A 17,198-nucleotide genomic window follows, 5' to 3' on the forward strand; every position below is an offset into this window, starting at 1 on the left:
ACAAATTTAATCTTCAATAAAATCAAATCAATAATTATCATCTCAACAAAAACCCCATCCTTATTGACCCATAAAAATATCCAGAATTAGTATCAATTCCAGGATCATTCAATTCTCTTCCGCGATAGAGGAAAGAATAAGATATGTTGAAGTTGTTGTGTCGGTATTTCAAACCAGCTTCGGCATTGAAACGAAGCGGTTCCAAATCGAAAGTGATTGGACTTGTATCGTTAAACATGCTTCCTTCAATTGTAGCATCATAAAACTGGTAATTGACGCTTGGCGCTGCGTAGAAATAAAACTCTCTAATATTTAGCTGTTCATTTGCACTTACCGAAGCATTATACATATTAGAATCATAAATTGGAAGGAGTTTTTTAAATCCAAATCTCGCCATAAATCCTGTAGAAACTCCTGAGAAAATAGTTCCCAGATTGCCTTCTGACTGCCAATGAAGATCTACAAAATCATTATGTTTTGAAGGAAACATTTTTTTTGAATAAATAATATGCGCTTGCAATCCTAAAGCATTATGAATCTGGTTTTCCCAACCATATACTTTTTTGTAGCCGATCAATTTATGAAAACCCTCTTGCAATTCCTCTCCAAATGCATTTGGCCCAAGAAAGCCAATTTGAAAATCGGTCTTTAAAACTGATTCGCTCTGATAAAAAAAGCTTTTTCCAACTTCTGCAAAAAGATAACCCGCAAAAGGACGATCGTTTATCGTAACGGCCTCTTTGTTTAGAAAACGTGGATTATAAAGATATTGCCCAATTCTAAATTCGGTAATTTCTTTATTGATTTTCTCTCTGTTGTTTTTAGATAAAAATCGATAAAAGAGTTCCAAGCCATTGGTATAATACATATCGTATTTAGACGATGTGTACAAATCGTTATCCGATATAAAGCCTATTTCTGTTGTTTTTCCTTGCCCAAAAGTTAACGTTACAGTCAAAATCAGAAAAGCAAAAAGCGCTTTTTTACTTTTTCTTTTCTTCTTTTCCATTGTAATTGATTTTTCCAACATAACGCATCTCTCGCACAATTCTTTCCTTTCTTCTATTAATGTAGCTTGAAGAACCTGTAGCTTTAAATTTTCTTGGGTTTGGCAATATCGCCGCAATTCCAGCTGCTTGCATTGGAGTCAAACTCGAAGCGTCTCTTCGGTACCAATGTTCTGTAGCTGCATAGGCGCCGTAAACACCATCACCCATTTCAATACTGTTCAAATACACTTCCATAATGCGTTCTTTGCCCCAGATCAATTCTATTAGAATCGTAAAATAAGCTTCGAGACCTTTACGGAAATAACTTTTTCCTTGCCATAAAAAGACATTTTTGGCCGTCTGTTGCGAAATGGTGCTTCCGCCTCTAATTCGGCGTCCGCGTTCGTTACTTTTATACGCTTTTTGAAGTGCTTTAAAATCGAAACCATTGTGGGTTAAAAAAGTTCCGTCTTCACTTGCAATTACAGCTTTTTGCAAATTCATTGATATTTTATCAATCGGTTCCCAATCGTGGTCAAAATAAACTTCTTTACCAGCCATTTTATTTTCGATGGCACGAATGAGCATTAATGGCGTAAATGGCACTGGAACGTATTTAAAAAATATAACCGACCCAATTGATAATCCAAAAAACCATAAAGCCGCTTTAATAAAAAACCATTTTACTTTTTCGCCAAAAGAACGATTCGATTTTTTGGAAGACGTTTTAGGTTTTGGTTTGCTTGCTGTTGTTTTTTTTGGTGCTGGTTTTTTGGTTGCTGCCATTATATTAAATCTGCTAATTCTGTTCCTATTAAACTTCCTATTGCCACTCCCATTCCGCCTAGACGCACTCCGCAGAACACATTTTCAGAAAGCTGGGTCACGACAGGATTCTTACTATTTCCGACTCCCATAATACCGCTCCAACGATGCGAAATCTGAAAATCCTGATTTGGTAAAATTACATTTTTCAGCAAATCTTCCAATTTATTTTGAATAATTTTCGTCTGTCCAAATTCGGTAGTTGTTTCTCCCTCAAAATCAAGGTTTCTTCCTCCGCCTAATAAAATTCGATCGCCAATATTTCTGAAATAATAATAACCGCGGTCTAAATGAAACGTACCTTTGATGTCTAAATTGTGAATTGGTTCTGTAATAAGCACTTGCGCTCTGGCTGGCTTTACTGCTCCGTTTGTCAAAGAGCTTGCAAAACCATTGGTTGCAAAAAGCAGTTTTTGTGTTTTAAAGCTAAAATCATTTAAAACCACTTCGACATGATTCCCTGCATCAAGATAGGAAGTAACTGTCTGCTGATTTAGAATTAAAATAGTTGAAGAAACAGCTTGCCTTAGCAATTCCTGCATCATATTTCCAGTATCAATCTGAGCTTCAAACGGATTAAAAATTAAATAATCCTGAATATTTTGAAATCCGAATCGGTCTACTTCTTTCGAAAAAACATCGGTCTTGAAAAGTGGTTTTAAAACTTCATTGATAAACGGAATTTTAGAAATGCATTCATTAAATCCAAATTCATCTTCTTTCAAAAACAATTCATATCCGCCATGAGGTTTAAAATCAATGGCCTTATCACCTAACCTTTTTCGAAGCAACTGAAGTCCTTTCCAGCGTTTCTCAATAAGTGCCACAACATCTTCTTCTGAATGCGTTTTTAAGTCATCCATAATTTCAGAAAGACTTCCGAAACAGGCAAAACCGGCATTTTTTGTACTGGCGCCTTGTGGCAACATTCCGCGTTCGAGAACCAGAATTTTAGCAGCAGGAAATCTTTCGCGCAAGCGTAATGCAGTATGAAGACCTACAATTCCGCTACCCACAATTGTGTAATCTACATTCGTGAACCAATTTTTAAGTTCCCAATAGCTTAGTTCCATTTTCAGAGTTTTTTATAAAAATACTGATTTTTTGATAGCTACAAATTCACGAATTATTTTTTGATAATCTTTGAGAATAAAAATTCGTGAATTCGTGGCGAAAAAATTTATCTCAGAATTTTAACAATAATTGGGATTTGGAATTTAACAACTTGGAATTTAAATGTTGTATTTTTAGCGCACAAAAAATAGAATAATTAATTATGAAAAAAGTAGTATTAACAACCTTAATAATGATGAGTTTAAATGCTATCGGACAGAATGTAATGTCACCAGAATTGTTATGGAAATTAGGGAGAGTGACGCCTCTTGGCATTTCTAAAGATGCAAAAAATGTCGTTTTTAAAGTTTCAACGCCTTCTGTGGCCGATAACAAATCGACTTCTAAAATCTACACGATCCCTGTAAACGGAGGAACTGCAACTGAGATTAAAGACACTAAAGAAATTTTAGCTGATAAAAATATTTCGCCTGACGGAAAATTTGTCGTTTACAATGAAGAAGTAAAACTTGAAAGTGTTTTAGGTAAAGATTTTTATCCAAGTCTAACAAAATCTGATGCTCAAATTTATGACGGATTAGATTATCGTCACTGGGATACTTGGAACGAAGGAAAGTTTAATCACGTTTTTTATAAAGAAAACAAAGACGGAGCAAAAGGAACCGACATCATGAAAGGTGAAAATTTCGATTCTCCACAAAAACCTTTTGGCGGTGACGAAGATTATATCTGGTCGCCAGACAGCAAAAGCATTTTCTATGTTTGCAAGAAAAAAGCGGGAACTGCATATGCTATTTCTACCAACACAGACATTTATGAGTACAATTTAGAAACTCAAAAAACAATTAATAAAACCGAAGGTAATTTAGGTTATGATACTGCACCGCAATTTTCTCCAACAGGAAATTTATCTTGGCTGCAAATGAAACGTGACGGTTACGAGTCTGATAAAAACGATATTATTGTTGAATTTAAAGGCATCAAAACTAACTTGACAGCAAACTGGGACGGAACTGTAGATAATTTTATCTGGAGTAAAGACGGGAAAACAGTATTTTTTGTGGCGCCAATTGATGGTACAAAACAACTTTTCTCAGTTAATTTTCCTGGTTTGACTAAAATCGCAATCAATGTTCGCCAATTGACAAACGGAGATTTTGATGTGAATGATTTAATTGGTTTCTCTGGAGATGATATTATTGTTACTAGAACAGACATGAATCACGCTGGAGAAATATATTCTTTCAATTTGAAAAAAAATACTTGGAAACAATTATCAAACATCAATACAGAAACGTATAAAACTTTAGCTTTAAGCAAAACCGAAAGACGTTATGTTACTACAACCGACGGCAAAAAAATGCTTGTTTGGGTAATCTTACCTCCAAATTTTGATGCTGCTAAAAAATATCCAACTTTATTATTCTGTCAAGGAGGACCACAAAGTCCATTGACACAATCTTACTCTTTCCGTTGGAATTTCTCTTTAATGGCTGCAAAAGGCTATGTAGTCGTAGCGCCAAACCGCCGCGGAATGCCAGGACATGGTGTTGAGTGGAATGAACAAATCAGTAAAGATTGGGGCGGACAAGTTATGGACGATTACCTTTCTGCCATTGATGATGTGGCAAAAGAAAGCTATGTTGACAAAAGCCGTTTGGGTTGCGTTGGAGCTAGTTACGGAGGATATTCTGTATTTTATTTAGCTGGAATCCACAAAAACCGTTTCAAAACTTTCATCGCTCACGATGGTGTTTTCAATACCGTTTCAATGTTAGGAACAACTGAGGAAGTTTTCTTCAATAACTGGGATTTTGGAGGACCATATTGGGAAAAAGATAACGCTGTAGCACAAAAAGCGTATACTACTTTCAACCCTGCAACTTTGGTTCAGAATTGGAATAAGCCAATTTTAATTTTCCAAGGAGGTAAAGATTTCCGTGTGCCAATCGGGCAAGGACAAGAAGCTTTTCAAGCAGCTCAATTAAGAGGAATTAAAAGCCGATTTGTGTATTTCCCAGATGAAAACCACTGGGTTTTAAAACCGCAAAATGCTCAAGTTTGGCAAGGTGAATTCTTCAAATGGTTGGATGAGACTTTATAATTAGCAAAAAACATAATTTGACAGCCGTAGATTTACATAATCTACGGCTGTTTCTGTTTTTAGACATTAGAATTATGTAAGATATTGACCAATTTACTATTCCGTAAACAGATTTTTTTAGATAAATTGCAATGTTTTTAATCCCCGAAAATCGAACCGAATCCTAAATCTTTCAAGCAAAATATGGAGACCAAAAGAAGTTACACCGCAATCAAAGTTTTATTCAGCTATGTTGCATTATTGGCTTTGGTTGTTACAGTTGGGTGGTTTCTGTATTCTGAAAATGTGGTTTATAACAAACTTGAAGATAAAATTGCTCTAGAAAAAACCAAAATCCTTAGAGTCAGCCGACTTTATTCGAATGTCTATAAAACTGAGAGCTTAGCCAGACAGACAATTCAGAATAATTCTGAAAAAGATTTTAAAAATTATCTGATCGAAACCGATTCGCTTCGCAAACGTATCGATACTTTAAAACAGATTGTTACGACAGAATACCAGAAAACACTTTTGGATAGTGTCACTTATTTCTTGGCAGAAAAGACAGAAAACATCAAGCAATTAAGAGAAATCAAGAATAAAGCAGACGATGAAACTTCTGTAAATAATGCGATTGACGAAATCACTAAAATGGAGTTTAATCTTAGAAAACTCGAACTTCAGGATTTCACCAAAAACCCGAATCAATTAGGAAGTTACCAGCGAAGTGTTCTGCAGCGTTATGTCGATTATTTAAATTCGAACATTCCTGATGACAGCACTAACACGCTGAGCAAAAAAGCTTCAGATTCTATTTTGGCCAATTCTAAAAAGCTTTTGAGTTCTGTAAAAATAAAAGCCGAAAAAAAGAAAGAATCTTTGAATTTTGAAGAAAACAAATTGCTTCAAAATGAAATCGCCATTTCAGATCAGCTAAGAAAAATACTTCGAATTATTGAGCGAGAGATTATCATCAATTCGATAAAGAACAATTCATTAAAAGAAAAATCATTAAAAAGAGTCAACGAAATTGTTACGGCTTCTGCTGTTATTGGTTTGTTGCTGACAGTCTTTTTCTCAATTTTGATTGTCAGCGATTATTCGAAATCTCAGTTGTACAAAAAACAGCTTGAAATCGCGAATTTTAAAACCAAAAATCTGTTGAAAAGCCGCGAGCAATTAATTTCAACTGTAAGCCACGATCTAAAAACTCCTTTGAGTACCATTGTCGGTTATTCTGAACTTTTAGGCAATTCAGATGTCAATACCAAGCAATCTTATTTCATTAAAAACATTAAAAATTCGTCTGAATATATAACTCAGCTTGTTCAGGATTTATTGGATTTTTCGCAGATTGAAGCAGGAAAAATTTCTATAGAAAAAGTTCCGTTTTCATTACCCGAAATTATTGAAGATGTTGCTAGAAACATTCAGACGGTTTACAAACAGAAAGACATCGATCTGATCATCAACGTAGATGAGCAGTTTCAGAAACGCATTGTTGGCGATCCTTTTCGTTTAAAACAGATTCTGACCAACATTATTGGAAATGCTTATAAATTTACCGAAGAAGGTCATATTCGAATTGCCGCTTACGCGAATGACGATCAGTTTTTTACAATTTCGATTCAAGATACTGGAATTGGAATTGAAAAAGCGAATCAGAAATTGGTTTTTGAAGAATTTGCGCAAGCTAATGAGAACATTGAAAAGAAATATGGCGGAACCGGTTTAGGATTATCAATTTGCCAGAAGATCATTTCTATTTTGGGCGGAAGCTTAAGTTTAGAAAGTATTTTTGGGAAAGGAAGCACATTTACTATTCAGTTGCCATTATTATTTGATAGTAGCCAGGGGAATATTATTTTAAACGAAACCAAAAGCAAACTTTCAAAAAAAATCAAAAAACAAACTTTTATTGTGGTAGATGACGATATAAATCTCTTGAATTTGACCAGCGGTGTTTTAAAACAGGAACAGCATCAGGTTTTATCGTTTACCAATCCTGCTAAAGCTCTAGAAGCGCTTCGAAATACGCATTTTGATTTTGTCATTACTGATATTCAAATGCCAGAAATCGACGGATTTTTGTTTTTAGAGAAACTTCGCGAGCTTCCCGAAACTGTATTTAAAAATCAGCCTGTCATTGCACTTACAGGACGTACAGATTTGGATCTTTCGGTATATAAAAATGCTGGTTTTACTACGGTTATAAAGAAACCTTATTCGCCAAAAATTTTATTGGAAACGATTCAGCATATTTTGGATCATGAAGAAATTCCTGTGAATGAATATATTGAGAGCACAACTAATGCTTCTCAAATCTATTCTCTCGAAACTTTGAAAGATTTTTTGGGACAAGACGAATTGGCGTTAAAAGAAGTTTTAAAATCTTTTATTGACACGACAGTAGAAAATTTAGGCTTTTTGAAAATCGCGGTTCAAGAAAAAAATTATGATGAAATAAAATCTATCACGCATCGTATTGCTCCGATGTTCAAACAAATTCAGGCGAATGAAATTGGTGAGCTTTTAAAAGATCTCGAAAAAGAAGATTTAGATACGATTGATATAAAAGCAACTTACTCAGATTTACATGAGAAAATAAAAGTTCTTTTTGAAGAATTAAAACACGAGATTTAAAAAACTCTTTTTAAAGTAATTTTTTACTCAATATTGTACTGTTTCAATTTATTGTAAAGTGTCTTTCTGGTAATTTTAAGCAATTTCGCCGCTTCCGATTTATTATTTTGTGTTTTTGATAACGCATGAATAATAGTTTCTTTTTCGTTTTCAGATAATGAAAAAACCTCATTTGATGAAGGTTGTTTTTGAATCTGAAAAAACTCTGCCGGAAGCACATCGCTTTCTATAAAATCTCCACGGGTTAAAAGAGTGGCACGTTTTACGCAATTTTGCAATTCTCGTAAATTTCCTGGCCAGTTGTAATTTTGAAAAATAGAAACTACTTCTGGAGAAAATCCGATAACATCTTTATCTAACTGCTGATTGGCTTTTTCAAGGAAATAATCGGCAAAAACCATTAAATCTTCTCCACGGTCTTTTAAAGATGGTGACTGAATAGAAAATTCATTGATTCTATGGTATAAATCTTCTCTAAAATCGCCGTTTTTTACTGCTTCACGCAAATCTTCATTGGTCGCCGTAATAATGCGTATATCGACGTTTATTTCTTTATTGCTGCCAACGGGTTTAATTTTTCTTTCCTGAAGCGCCCTCAACAATTGAATTTGATTCTCGTATGAAAGATTTCCAATTTCGTCCAAGAACAAAGTTCCGCCATTAGCCGCTTCAAAATATCCTTTTTTATCATTGATTGCTCCTGTAAAAGAACCTTTCAAGTGACCGAAAAATTCGCTCGCTGCCAATTCTTTTGGAATAGCTCCACAGTCTACCGCAATAAAATTATTGTCTTTTCTTCTGCTTTGCTGGTGAATGCTTTTTGCTATGATTTCCTTTCCTGTTCCACTTTCACCAATAATCAAAACAGACATATCGGTTGGACTAACCAATTGAATATGATCCAGAAGTTTTTTTGAAGCAACAGAAATTCCTCTAACAAATTCATTTTCTGTTGAAACTGGCTTTTTAGATCCTTTTTTCTTTTTCTCTGGAATTTCAGATTGTTCTTCTTCAGCTTTTGGAGCTTGCAATGCATTGGTAATAACCAAAAGAACTTCATCTGGATTAAACGGCTTAGAAATATAATCTGCCGCTCCATTTTTAATGGCTTTAACTGCAGTGTTTACATCAGAATAACCTGTCATCAAAATAACCGGAATATGAGGATGCGAATTTTTAAATTCAGACATCAATCCAATACCATCAGAATCAGGCAAGCGAAGGTCTGTCAAAATCAAATCAAAGGATTCATTTTTAACTGCTTCACGTGCTTCTGAGGCAGAGAACGCTATCGTTACATCGTACGCTTTTTTGATTAGAAATTTTTCTAATAATTTACAAAACGCAATATCATCTTCTATTATTAATATCTTCGGCATCTGCTTTTAGGGACTTTTTGCTAAAATAATATTATTATACTTGTTATTTCATAAAATTATGTAAAATATGTAAAAAAAAAAGAGATTGCACGACGCAATCTCTTTTTCACCAAAAACATAAATCTAAATTCACCTAATTATATTTTCAACCAGTTACCATTGACATCTGAATAAACAGTAGCCTTCTGGTCTCCAACTGATATTTCGAGCTTGTACTCTTTTTTTTCGTTTACAAATGCTTTTTCCAGTTTTGCACCCGGATAAGCGGTCTGCAAGGCTGTTTTTACAGCTGCAGGCACAGCATCTACTGTAACTTCTGTATATTCTGACTGAATGGTTACAGTTGCTTTAGTAACTTTAGAAGCAGGCAATACATTTGCATGAATTGACATTATTCCTAAAACAACTATTGCGGATAAGATTAATTTTTTCATGATGCTGATTTTTAATTATTTCTTGATGATATTACCAGAAGCATCTGTAAAAATAGTATACTTCTTATCTCCACTTGAAATTTCAAGTTTGTACTCGTTCTTATCGTTTTTATAAGCTTTTTCCAGCTTAGTGTTTGGAAACGATTTTTCAACTGTAGATTTTACTGCTGCCGGCACTTGGTCTGCAGCCACCTCAGTATATGCATCTTGAAAAATTACTGATTGAGTAATTGAGATTGCTGGAAGAACTGCAGCATTTACTGAAAGACTTCCTAAAACAATCGCTGCTGATAAAACTAACTTTTTCATAATATTTGTGGTTTAAATTATTTTTTAAGAATGTTACCAGAAGCATCTGTATAAACGATCGATTTTTCACCTCGAACGGTTATCTCAATTTTGTACTCCTTTTTATCATTTACCCAAGCTTTTTCAAGCACTACACCAGGATAAGCTTCATCTAAGCCTTTCTTAACAGCTGCCGGAACTCCGTCTACTTCTTTATATCCATCCTGATCATTAACTGTCTGTACTATTGGGTTAGTTACAGCAGTGGTTTCTGCATGCATCGACAAACTGCCTAAGACAATTGCTGCCGATAAGATTAACTTTTTCATAGTTATAGTTTAAGGGTTAGACTTTATTATTTTTTAATCCAAGTTCCGTCTGCATTAGCAAAAAGATTTCCTGTTTTATCTCCAACAGTTACTTCAAGTTTGTATTCAGATTTTGTGTTTTTAAATGCTTTAGAAAGCACAGCGTCTGGATATGCTTTTTTCAAAGCGTCTGTTACAGCGGTTGGAACTTCTTCCAATTTGATTTCTGTATAATCATCTTGGATAGAGATTGTTTTTACGATTGAATTTGAAATTGGCGAAGTTGAAGCAAATGATGTTAAACCTCCCAAAACGATTGCGGCTGATAAAAATAAATTTTTCATGATAGTTGTTTTTTAATATAGTTAATTTGATCTTAGTATTCTTGATCCGGATTTTCACAAGACCTCATTTTAAGATTATTGTTTAATCCAAGTTCCGTCTGCATTTGCGAAAAGATTTCCAACTTTGTCGCCAACAGTCACATCAAGTTTATACTGTGCTTTTTCGTTTTTGTATGCTTTAGTAATTACTGCTTCTGGATATGCTTTTTTCAAAGCTTCTGTAATAGCAGCTGGTAATTCTTCTAATTTGATTTCTGTGTATTCGTCTTCAATAGAAATCGTTTTTACGATTGTATTGGGTGCTTGTGTAGTTGAAGCGAATGACGTTAAACTTCCTAAAACAATTGCGGCTGATAAAAATAATTTTTTCATAACGTATATATTTAAATTAATAGTTGTTTACGCTTTAAGTAATGAAATTATTATGCCGTAAAAGAAAAGAGCCGTGCCAAATACCATAAAAACCTGTGTTTAAAGGCTTTAGATCAAATATAGCAAAAAATGAGAAAATTAAAAAGGTGTGTAAAAGAGAAAAAGGTGTGTAATAAGTAAACACTTAAAGTGTAACCTTGAAAGAAATTCCAATTTTTGTAAATTCCAAATTCCAAAGTTTATGATGAAGTTTTATGCTCTTAATTTAAAGTTTAGGTTCCAATATTGGAATTTGGAATTTGAATATTGGATTATATAATGGCTTATAAAGAAAAAGGCTTCCAAATTTGGAAGCCTTTATAATTATTCTGGACTATTCATTTTAAATGTATCCATAAATGCAGTTGTATAATCTCCTGCAATATATTTTGGATCATCCATTAATTGTCTGTGGAAAGGGATTGTAGTTTTCACGCCTTCGATTACGAACTCATCCAAAGCTCTTCGCATTTTGCTAATAGCTTCTTCACGAGATTGTGCAGTTGTAATTAACTTAGCAATCATAGAATCATAGTTTGGCGGAATGCTATATCCTGAGTATACGTGAGTATCTAAACGCACTCCGTGTCCTCCTGGCATATGAAGCGTAGTAATTTTTCCTGGTGAAGGACGAAAATCGTTATAAGGATCTTCAGCATTAATACGAACTTCAATAGCGTGTAATTGTGGAAGGTAGTTTTTACCAGAAATCGGAATTCCAGCAGCAACCATAATCTGCTCACGGATCAAATCATAATCAATAACTTGTTCTGTGATTGGATGCTCCACCTGAATACGAGTATTCATTTCCATAAAGTAGAAGTTTCTGTGTTTATCCACTAAAAATTCTACAGTTCCAGCTCCTTCATATTTAATGAATTCAGCAGCTTTTACAGCAGCTTCTCCCATTCTTGTACGAAGTTCGTCTGTCATGAAAGGTGAAGGGGTTTCTTCAGTAAGTTTTTGGTGACGACGCTGTACAGAACAGTCTCTTTCAGAAAGATGACATGCTTTTCCGTATGCATCTCCAACAACTTGAATTTCGATATGACGTGGCTCTTCAATAAGTTTTTCCATGTACATTCCGTCATTTCCAAACGCTGCAGCAGCTTCTTGACGTGCGCTTTCCCATGCTTTCTGAAGGTCTTCTTCTTTCCAGATGGCACGCATACCTTTTCCACCACCACCAGCAGTAGCTTTCATCATTACTGGGTAGCCAATTTCTTTAGCTACTTTTTTTGCATGTTCGTATGATTCTAATAAACCATCTGAACCTGGTACACAAGGAACTCCTGCAGCTTTCATTGTCTCTTTTGCAGTAGCTTTATCTCCCATTCGGTCGATCATTTCTGGAGCAGCACCGATAAACTTAATTCCGTGCTCTTGACAGATTTTAGAGAATTTAGCATTCTCAGAAAGAAATCCATAACCTGGATGAATTGCATCTGCGTTTGTAATTTCTGCAGCTGCAATAATATTTGACATTTTCAAATACGATAAGTTACTCGGAGGAGGGCCTATACAAACCGCTTCGTCTGCAAATTTAACATGCAAACTTTCTGCATCGGCTGTAGAGTAAACTGCAACAGTTTTGATTCCCATTTCCTTACATGTACGAATTACACGAAGTGCAATTTCTCCTCTATTCGCAATTAATATTTTTTTAAACATCTTATTTTAATTAGATAATTAGACAATTTGATAATTAGATAATTTTAGATGTCTGTATTAATTCTGCCAGATCAATCTAAAATCTAAAATCTAAAATCTAAATTTATTTATGATGGATCTACTAAGAATAAAGGTTGGTCAAATTCAACTGGAGACATATCGTCTACAAGAATTTTTACAATTTTACCAGAAACTTCAGATTCAATTTCGTTGAATAATTTCATTGCTTCAATTACGCAAAGAACATCACCTTTAGATACAGTGCTTCCAACTTCTGTGAAAACTGGTTTGTCTGGAGATGGTTTTCTATAGAATGTTCCAATGATTGGAGATTTTATAGTAACATATTTAGAATCGTCAGAAGCAGGTTTCTCTGGAGTTACACTTACAACTGTTGGAGCTGTAACTTGCGGAACTGCCGCTTGAGGTAAAGCTGCTTGAGCAGGTAATTGCTGTACGTAAGTTGCTTCAGTTACATTTGTTTCTAAAGTTGTTCTGATCGTGATTTTTACATCATCCATTTCTAACTTCACTTCTGCAACGCCCGAATTTGCAACAAATTTAATTAGGTTTTGAATTTCTTTTAAATCCATAATGATTCGTTTTTAGTTTTAATTTATTTTTTATCGTAAGCCCATTTCAAATAGATAGATCCCCAAGTGAATCCACCACCAAAAGCGGCAAAGATAACATTATCTCCTTTTTTAAGCTTATCTTCAAAGTCAGCTAATACTAATGGTAAAGTTCCAGAAGTAGTATTACCATATCTCTCGATGTTTACCAGCACTTTAGACTCGTCTAATTCTAATCTTCCTGCTGTAGCATCGATAATACGTTTGTTTGCTTGGTGTGGCACCAACCAATCAACGTCTTGATTTGTCAAATTATTTCTTTGTAAAATCAATTCGCTGGCATCGGCCATATTAGTCACAGCATATTTGAAAACAGTTTTACCGTCTTGCATAATATTGTGCTGTCTATTTTTTATAGTTTCTTCTGAAGGCGGAATCAAAGAACCTCCTGCTGGGATTTTAAGGAAATCTCTTCCAACACCATCACTTCTTAAATACTCATCCTGCAAACCTAAACCTTCATAATTTGGTTCGAAAAGAACTGCACCAGCTCCATCTCCAAAAATAATACAAGTTGCTCTGTCTGTATAGTCTACAATTGATGACATTTTATCGGCACCAATTAAAAGCACTTTTTTGTAACGTCCAGACTGAACATAAGCTGCAGCTGTCGACATTCCGTATAAAAAGCTTGAACATGCAGCCTGCAAATCGTATGAAAACGCATTTGTAGCTCCAATTTCTGTCGCAACATAAACTCCTGTAGAAGCCACCATCATATCTGGTGTTGCAGTTGCCATTATAATCATATCAATCTCAAGCGGATCTATATTTGCTTTTGCAATTAAATCCTTTGCTGCTTGAATGGCAAGATAAGATGTACCTTTATCAGCATCTTTAAGAATTCTTCTTTCTTTAATTCCTGTTCGAGCGGTAATCCACTCATCATTGGTATCAACCATTGTTTCTAGCACTTGGTTCGAAAGAACGAAGTCAGGAACATAAGCTCCAACAGCGGTAATTGCGGCTGTGATTGTATTCATTATATTCTATTATTTTCCTTTCAAATTATCATTAATTTGAAAAATTTTTAAAAGGCTTGAAAATTACAAAAAAAAACGTAACGAATTTGTCTATATTTTCCTAAAAAACGAAAATTATAACCAACAAAAAAAACTCTCACTATGTGAGAGTTCTAGTATAATTTACAAAAACGTATTAAGCAACCGCTTCAGATTTATCGATAACAACTTGCCCTCTGTAGTACATTTTACCTTCATGCCAGTAAGCTCTGTGGTATAAATGTGCCTCACCTGTAATAGGACATGTAGCGATTTGAGCTACAGTAGCTTTGTAATGTGTTCTTCTCTTATCTCTTCTTGTTTTCGAGGTTTTTCTCTTAGGATGTGCCATTTTACTATATTATTTATCCGTTAATAGTTTCTTTAATTTTTCCCAACGCGGGTCAATATCTTCTTCTTTGTTACTCTCTTCCTTTTGTTCTTTTACACTTAATTCATTCAGTTTTGTTAAAGCTTCTGTTTGCAGACTCCCATCTTTAACACCTGGATGAACTCTTTTCTGCGGAACAGAAAGCGCGATCATTTCATAAATATATTGTGCTATATCTATTTCATGTTCACCATGTGGTAAAATCAACAACTCTTCATTATCATCATTAAATTCTTCTCCAAAGCGAACAATCAGTTTCATTTTTCCCTTTATAGGTAAATCAAAATCTTCGCCTGTCAGATCACAAGGGACATTTACGGTCCCTTTATGTTTGAATTCTAACTCTAACATATTACTTTTCTTTTCGAAAAGTAAATTGACTTTAATATCTGAACTTTGAAACTCATCGTACTCAAAGTCCTTAAAGAACGTGTTATTTATTTGATACTCAAAATGGTGTTTTCCTAGTTTTAATCCTACGAAAGGAATTAAAAATTCTTTTGTTTTGCTCATTTCAACATCAATTTGATCAATTCAATTCTAAAACTAGATATCTGAATTGGGGTGCAAAGATATAAAATTATTATAAATCTAATAATCTTATTGACCTTTTTTTGTTTATAACTGTTTTTCTTTTATTTTAAGAGGTTTTTGGCTAATCTCCTCATACTGATTACGCGAGCGAAAAATATCGATTGCAAGATAGACTGCTTCTTTAAACGAATTGTAATCTGCCATGTCTTTCCCCGCTATATCATAAGCTGTGCCGTGATCTGGAGAGGTTCTTACTTTATTTAAACCTGCTGTATAATTCACTCCTTTCCCAAAAGAAAGCGTCTTAAACGGAATTAATCCTTGATCGTGATACATTGCCACAATAGCATCGTATTTTTCATATTGAGAGCTTCCAAAAAAACCATCTGCAGGAAATGGACCAAAAACCATTGTCCCTGAATCGAATATTTTTTTCAGAACTGGTTTTAAAATCAAATCATCTTCTTTCCCAATTACACCACCATCACCAGCATGCGGATTCAATCCTAAAACTGCAATTTTTGGCTTCACTACACTAAAATCCTGAACTAGAGATTTTCTAATAGTTTCAATTTTTTTAGTAATTAGCTCCTCAGTCAAATGAGAAGCCACTTCGTTTAAAGGCACGTGATCTGTAATTAAACCTACCCTTAAATTATCCTGCACCATCATCATTAAAGCATCTCCTTCTAATTCTTGATTTAGATAATCCGTATGTCCAGGAAATTTAAAATCTTCAGACTGTATATTGTATTTATTAATCGGAGCTGTTACCAAAACATCTATCTCACCTTCTTTCAACGCTTTTGTCCCAGCTGTAAAAGATTTTATAGCATATTCTCCTATTTTTGGATCATTGACTCCAAAGTTAATATCAACCCCTTCTCTCCAAAGATTCAAAACATTTACCTTTCCTGGTATAATCTGATCCAATTTATCAACTCCGTGAAACTGAACTGTAGATGTAAAGCTTTTTCTAACGAAAGAAAGAATTTTAGCATTTGCAAAAATAACCGGCGTACACAATTCTAACATACGAGAATCTTCGAATGTTTTCAGTATAACTTCGCTTCCAATACCGTTTAAATCTCCAACTGAAATTCCAACAATTATATTTTCTGCTTTTTTATTCATGAGCTCAGTTTATTTATTACTAATTTTGATGTGCAAATTTAGTAAAATAAAACCACAATGTTCACAGGAATTATAGAAACACTCGGCAAAGTTCACGAAATCAAAAAAGACCAAAGCAATCTTCATATAACAGTTGATTCATCCATAACTCACGAATTAAAAATAGATCAGAGCGTTTCGCACAACGGAATATGCCTTACAGTTGTAGCCATTAAAGATTCTCTATATACAGTAACTGCGATTGACGAAACTATTTTAAAAACCAATATCGGCGATTGGCAGGTTGGCGATATCGTTAATTTAGAAAGAGGAATGAAACTCGGGGATCGTCTTGACGGGCATATTGTACAAGGACACGTAGACCAAACTGGAACTTGCATTAAAATTGAAGAAGCAAACGGAAGCTGGAATTATACTTTTGAGTACGACAAAACTCAAAACAATATCACAATCGAAAAAGGTTCGATTACAGTAAATGGTGTTAGCCTTACAGTTGTAAATTCTAAAACAAATGAATTTAGCGTTTCAATTATTCCGTACACATATGAAAACACTAATTTTAAAGATTTCAAAGTTGGAACAAAAATCAACCTTGAATTTGATGTAGTCGGAAAATATATTTCTAGACTTTATTCGATTAACAAATAAAACCTAATTATTTTTCATAAAAAAGCTTCAATTAAATTGAAGCTTTTTTTATTTGGTTTTTATATACCACTACAGCTCCTAGAGCTAAGCCACCTACGAGCAGAAAAGTAATATTCTGATCAATTGGAAAATCTGAAGGATTACAAGGAGCTCCATCACAATCATCTTCCGCATCTGCGTTTACAGATTGCGTTCTCTGTGTTGGTGCTGGAAGAGGATTATTGTTTGCTAAGACTACTGAAACGTTTAACAACAACAATAAGGCAATTACTAAAAATGGGGCTTTTAGATTTTTCATACTTTCAGGCTATTACAAACAGCAAGTCTAATAATTATTCACAAATATTTTTTGACAGAAATTGCTTACAAGTAAAATTCTATCTCTAAAATCTTGAACAAAAGTATAAGT

At 34.2% G+C, this 17,198-nt stretch carries 19 protein-coding genes; 3 read left to right on the top strand and 16 right to left on the bottom strand.

Annotated elements, in window-relative coordinates; translation table 11 throughout:
- Window positions 1-37 precede the first annotated feature (37 nt).
- Genes FF52_RS10225 through FF52_RS10235 form a run of 3 tightly spaced genes read right to left on the bottom strand, consistent with a single transcriptional unit; the run spans window position 38 to window position 2,887 of the window.
- Window positions 38-1,009, bottom strand: a complete 972-nt coding sequence (locus FF52_RS10225) for a lipid A deacylase LpxR family protein (protein WP_035691394.1) — start codon at window positions 1,007-1,009, stop codon at window positions 38-40.
- A complete protein-coding gene (mtgA, locus tag FF52_RS10230) occupies window positions 984-1,775 on the bottom strand; it encodes a monofunctional biosynthetic peptidoglycan transglycosylase (RefSeq protein WP_008465200.1) in 792 nt (263 codons plus the stop codon). Before mtgA ends, FF52_RS10225 begins: the two co-directional genes overlap by 26 nt.
- Window positions 1,775-2,887 carry an NAD(P)/FAD-dependent oxidoreductase gene (locus tag FF52_RS10235; protein WP_008465201.1) on the bottom strand — a complete coding sequence of 371 codons (1,113 nt, stop codon included), beginning with the start codon at window positions 2,885-2,887 and terminating at the stop codon, window positions 1,775-1,777. Before FF52_RS10235 ends, mtgA begins: the two co-directional genes overlap by 1 nt.
- A gap of 203 nt (window positions 2,888-3,090) precedes the next feature.
- Here FF52_RS10235 and FF52_RS10240 point away from each other — a divergent pair, with 203 nt between their 5' ends.
- Window positions 3,091-4,992 carry a S9 family peptidase gene (locus FF52_RS10240; protein ID WP_008465202.1) on the top strand — a complete coding sequence of 634 codons (1,902 nt, stop codon included), beginning with the start codon at window positions 3,091-3,093 and terminating at the stop codon, window positions 4,990-4,992.
- Window positions 4,993-5,175: 183 nt separating this feature from the next.
- Entirely contained in the window at window positions 5,176-7,614 is a 2,439-nt protein-coding gene (locus FF52_RS10245; protein ID WP_008465203.1) for a hybrid sensor histidine kinase/response regulator, read from the top strand.
- A gap of 23 nt (window positions 7,615-7,637) precedes the next feature.
- On the opposite strand, the gene FF52_RS10250 is transcribed toward FF52_RS10245, so the two are convergent.
- The 12 genes from FF52_RS10250 to pdxA form a co-directional block, all read right to left on the bottom strand.
- Entirely contained in the window at window positions 7,638-8,993 is a 1,356-nt protein-coding gene (locus FF52_RS10250) for a sigma-54-dependent transcriptional regulator (protein ID WP_008465205.1), read from the bottom strand.
- A gap of 137 nt (window positions 8,994-9,130) precedes the next feature.
- Window positions 9,131-9,427: a hypothetical protein gene (locus FF52_RS10255; RefSeq protein ID WP_008465206.1), complete on the bottom strand. Its 297-nt coding sequence runs from the start codon at window positions 9,425-9,427 to the stop codon at window positions 9,131-9,133.
- Window positions 9,428-9,442: 15 nt separating this feature from the next.
- Window positions 9,443-9,736 (bottom strand): PepSY-like domain-containing protein, encoded by a 294-nt coding sequence (locus FF52_RS10260; RefSeq protein ID WP_008465208.1) that lies wholly within the window; start codon window positions 9,734-9,736, stop codon window positions 9,443-9,445.
- A 17-nt stretch (window positions 9,737-9,753) separates the two neighbouring features.
- A complete protein-coding gene (locus FF52_RS10265; protein WP_008465209.1) occupies window positions 9,754-10,044 on the bottom strand; it encodes a hypothetical protein in 291 nt (96 codons plus the stop codon).
- Window positions 10,045-10,070: 26 nt separating this feature from the next.
- Window positions 10,071-10,367: a hypothetical protein gene (locus FF52_RS10270; protein ID WP_008465211.1), complete on the bottom strand. Its 297-nt coding sequence runs from the start codon at window positions 10,365-10,367 to the stop codon at window positions 10,071-10,073.
- Between the two features lie 75 nt (window positions 10,368-10,442).
- Complete coding sequence (locus FF52_RS10275) at window positions 10,443-10,739, bottom strand: hypothetical protein (RefSeq protein ID WP_008465212.1); 297 nt, start codon at window positions 10,737-10,739, stop codon at window positions 10,443-10,445.
- Window positions 10,740-11,102: 363 nt separating this feature from the next.
- Window positions 11,103-12,449 carry an acetyl-CoA carboxylase biotin carboxylase subunit gene (gene accC / locus FF52_RS10280; protein WP_008465214.1) on the bottom strand — a complete coding sequence of 449 codons (1,347 nt, stop codon included), beginning with the start codon at window positions 12,447-12,449 and terminating at the stop codon, window positions 11,103-11,105.
- Window positions 12,450-12,556: 107 nt separating this feature from the next.
- Window positions 12,557-13,042 (bottom strand): acetyl-CoA carboxylase biotin carboxyl carrier protein, encoded by a 486-nt coding sequence (gene accB, locus FF52_RS10285; RefSeq protein ID WP_008465215.1) that lies wholly within the window; start codon window positions 13,040-13,042, stop codon window positions 12,557-12,559.
- A 23-nt stretch (window positions 13,043-13,065) separates the two neighbouring features.
- Window positions 13,066-14,064 (bottom strand): beta-ketoacyl-ACP synthase III, encoded by a 999-nt coding sequence (locus tag FF52_RS10290; protein ID WP_008465216.1) that lies wholly within the window; start codon window positions 14,062-14,064, stop codon window positions 13,066-13,068.
- A 175-nt stretch (window positions 14,065-14,239) separates the two neighbouring features.
- Window positions 14,240-14,434, bottom strand: a complete 195-nt coding sequence (gene rpmF, locus FF52_RS10295) for a 50S ribosomal protein L32 (RefSeq protein ID WP_008465217.1) — start codon at window positions 14,432-14,434, stop codon at window positions 14,240-14,242.
- A 9-nt stretch (window positions 14,435-14,443) separates the two neighbouring features.
- Window positions 14,444-14,986, bottom strand: a complete 543-nt coding sequence (locus tag FF52_RS10300) for a YceD family protein (protein WP_008465218.1) — start codon at window positions 14,984-14,986, stop codon at window positions 14,444-14,446.
- A 105-nt stretch (window positions 14,987-15,091) separates the two neighbouring features.
- Window positions 15,092-16,141, bottom strand: coding sequence for a 4-hydroxythreonine-4-phosphate dehydrogenase PdxA (pdxA, locus tag FF52_RS10305; protein WP_008465219.1), 1,050 nt, complete (start codon window positions 16,139-16,141; stop codon window positions 15,092-15,094).
- Between the two features lie 57 nt (window positions 16,142-16,198).
- Between pdxA and FF52_RS10310 the strand changes: the two genes are divergently transcribed.
- Window positions 16,199-16,789 (top strand): riboflavin synthase, encoded by a 591-nt coding sequence (locus FF52_RS10310; protein WP_008465221.1) that lies wholly within the window; start codon window positions 16,199-16,201, stop codon window positions 16,787-16,789.
- 31 nt (window positions 16,790-16,820) lie between these two features.
- Here FF52_RS10310 and FF52_RS10315 read toward each other — a convergent pair whose 3' ends face one another.
- Window positions 16,821-17,087 (bottom strand): hypothetical protein, encoded by a 267-nt coding sequence (locus FF52_RS10315; RefSeq protein ID WP_008465222.1) that lies wholly within the window; start codon window positions 17,085-17,087, stop codon window positions 16,821-16,823.
- Between the last annotated feature and the right edge of the window lie 111 nt (window positions 17,088-17,198).

Origin of the sequence: Flavobacterium sp. F52 (assembly GCF_000278705.1) — a bacterium.
Classification (GTDB): Bacteria; Bacteroidota; Bacteroidia; order Flavobacteriales; family Flavobacteriaceae; genus Flavobacterium; species Flavobacterium anhuiense.

Bases quoted from the DNA above. Each gene is read 5' to 3' on its own strand.
- mtgA (WP_008465200.1), bottom strand. From the start codon at position 1,775: ATGGCAGCAACCAAAAAACCAGCACCAAAAAAAACAACAGCAAGCAAA.
- FF52_RS10260 (WP_008465208.1), bottom strand. From the start codon at position 9,736: ATGAAAAAGTTAGTTTTATCAGCAGCGATTGTTTTAGGAAGTCTTTCA.
- FF52_RS10270 (WP_008465211.1), bottom strand. From the start codon at position 10,367: ATGAAAAATTTATTTTTATCAGCCGCAATCGTTTTGGGAGGTTTAACA.
- FF52_RS10310 (WP_008465221.1), top strand. From the start codon at position 16,199: ATGTTCACAGGAATTATAGAAACACTCGGCAAAGTTCACGAAATCAAA.
- FF52_RS10255 (WP_008465206.1), bottom strand. From the start codon at position 9,427: ATGAAAAAATTAATCTTATCCGCAATAGTTGTTTTAGGAATAATGTCA.
- FF52_RS10240 (WP_008465202.1), top strand. From the start codon at position 3,091: ATGAAAAAAGTAGTATTAACAACCTTAATAATGATGAGTTTAAATGCT.
- FF52_RS10250 (WP_008465205.1), bottom strand. From the start codon at position 8,993: ATGCCGAAGATATTAATAATAGAAGATGATATTGCGTTTTGTAAATTA.
- FF52_RS10290 (WP_008465216.1), bottom strand. From the start codon at position 14,064: ATGAATACAATCACAGCCGCAATTACCGCTGTTGGAGCTTATGTTCCT.
- pdxA (WP_008465219.1), bottom strand. From the start codon at position 16,141: ATGAATAAAAAAGCAGAAAATATAATTGTTGGAATTTCAGTTGGAGAT.
- accC (WP_008465214.1), bottom strand. From the start codon at position 12,449: ATGTTTAAAAAAATATTAATTGCGAATAGAGGAGAAATTGCACTTCGT.
- FF52_RS10300 (WP_008465218.1), bottom strand. From the start codon at position 14,986: ATGAGCAAAACAAAAGAATTTTTAATTCCTTTCGTAGGATTAAAACTA.
- FF52_RS10275 (WP_008465212.1), bottom strand. From the start codon at position 10,739: ATGAAAAAATTATTTTTATCAGCCGCAATTGTTTTAGGAAGTTTAACG.
- accB (WP_008465215.1), bottom strand. From the start codon at position 13,042: ATGGATTTAAAAGAAATTCAAAACCTAATTAAATTTGTTGCAAATTCG.
- FF52_RS10265 (WP_008465209.1), bottom strand. From the start codon at position 10,044: ATGAAAAAGTTAATCTTATCGGCAGCAATTGTCTTAGGCAGTTTGTCG.
- FF52_RS10235 (WP_008465201.1), bottom strand. From the start codon at position 2,887: ATGGAACTAAGCTATTGGGAACTTAAAAATTGGTTCACGAATGTAGAT.
- rpmF (WP_008465217.1), bottom strand. From the start codon at position 14,434: ATGGCACATCCTAAGAGAAAAACCTCGAAAACAAGAAGAGATAAGAGA.
- FF52_RS10245 (WP_008465203.1), top strand. From the start codon at position 5,176: ATGGAGACCAAAAGAAGTTACACCGCAATCAAAGTTTTATTCAGCTAT.
- FF52_RS10315 (WP_008465222.1), bottom strand. From the start codon at position 17,087: ATGAAAAATCTAAAAGCCCCATTTTTAGTAATTGCCTTATTGTTGTTG.
- FF52_RS10225 (WP_035691394.1), bottom strand. From the start codon at position 1,009: ATGGAAAAGAAGAAAAGAAAAAGTAAAAAAGCGCTTTTTGCTTTTCTG.